This window comes from Runella sp. R0.1_18 (assembly GCF_057652155.1).
On the sequence record NZ_JBYFCK010000072.1, the window covers coordinates 1 to 1,130 of the forward strand.

Sequence of the window (1,130 nt, forward strand, 5' to 3'; positions counted from 1 at the left end):
GGCTTTGTTGCATGGCTAATTTGAGTTCTTTATTTCTACTTTTGGCATTCCCAATTGAGTAAATCGGTTGAGACAATAGGCTTTGATTCGAGCTTCAATCTTCTGATGGCTGAACAATCGTGTTGACAATCGCGTCCCAAAAATCGTTTTCCATCGAAACATAGCGGTCTCAGCCAAACTGCGCCGATGATAGCCAATCTGTTTTTTCCAATCCACTAACCCCACCTTGTCAATTTGAGTAAGAGCCTCATTACGAGGGTGAGTCAAGGCATTCCTTTCTTTATCAGTCCAGACTGCTGCATTTACACGTGGAGGAATTAAGGGTTGAATCTCCCTTTGGGCTAACAGGTTGTAAATTTTTACTTGGTCATAAGCTCCATCCCCCGCCAATTTAGCAATGGGCTGCTTAATAGTGGTTAATAAGGGTTTGACCATCTGAGCATCGCTGACGGCATTGGTTGTTAATTCGACTGCGTGGATATTATTAGTCGCTTCATCAACTGCCAAGTGTAGTTTGCGCCAAGTACGTCGCTTACCAGCACCATGTTTTCTAACTTTCCACTCCCCCTCTCCGAACACCTTTAGACCTGTACTATCCACTACCAAATGCAGAGACCTATTGCAGTCAAGCGGGCATTTCGGAGGTTCAAAAGCGCTCATTAACTTGGCTTGTCGACGGCAAAGTTGAGTATAACTGGGAGGCTGTAGCTGGAGTCTCATTACTTGGAACAAACTGTAAATCAACCCTTGAGTCTGTCTAAAGGCTAAATTTAATACTGCCTTGATGGACAGGATACACTGAATGCAAGTATCCGAGTAACGGTAGATTCCACCGGGAAGTCGAGGTCCTTGATAATACCATTCAGCTAAAGTTTGCTCATTGAACCACAAGGTAATAGCTCCGCGTTGAATCAGGGCTTTGTTATAGTCAGGCCAATTAGTAAGACGATAGGTCTTTTTGGGGTTAAGCGGTGGGAGGTCTGTTTTAGGTGATGTATTGTCTTGAGGAGTAAAAAAGTGTATTTTTGGCATAGCACTGGACTTTTTGAGGTTACTTTGGAGGTTTGGCGATCTCAAAGTTACCTAATCCAGTGCTTTTTTGTGAACTAAGTGAGCCATGCAACAAAGCC

The 1,130-nt window shown here is 43.7% G+C and carries 1 protein-coding gene; it reads right to left on the reverse strand.

Translation table 11 applies throughout. From position 1 onward, the window contains the following. Window positions 1-15: 15 nt before the first annotated feature. Window positions 16-1,032 carry an IS5 family transposase gene (locus AC23P2_RS31060; RefSeq protein ID WP_487776782.1) on the reverse strand — a complete coding sequence of 339 codons (1,017 nt, stop codon included), beginning with the start codon at window positions 1,030-1,032 and terminating at the stop codon, window positions 16-18. Window positions 1,033-1,130: the final 98 nt, after the last annotated feature.

Coding starts and splice junctions, on each gene's coding strand:
- AC23P2_RS31060 (WP_487776782.1), bottom strand. CDS start 1,032: ATGCCAAAAATACACTTTTTTACTCCTCAAGACAATACATCACCTAAA.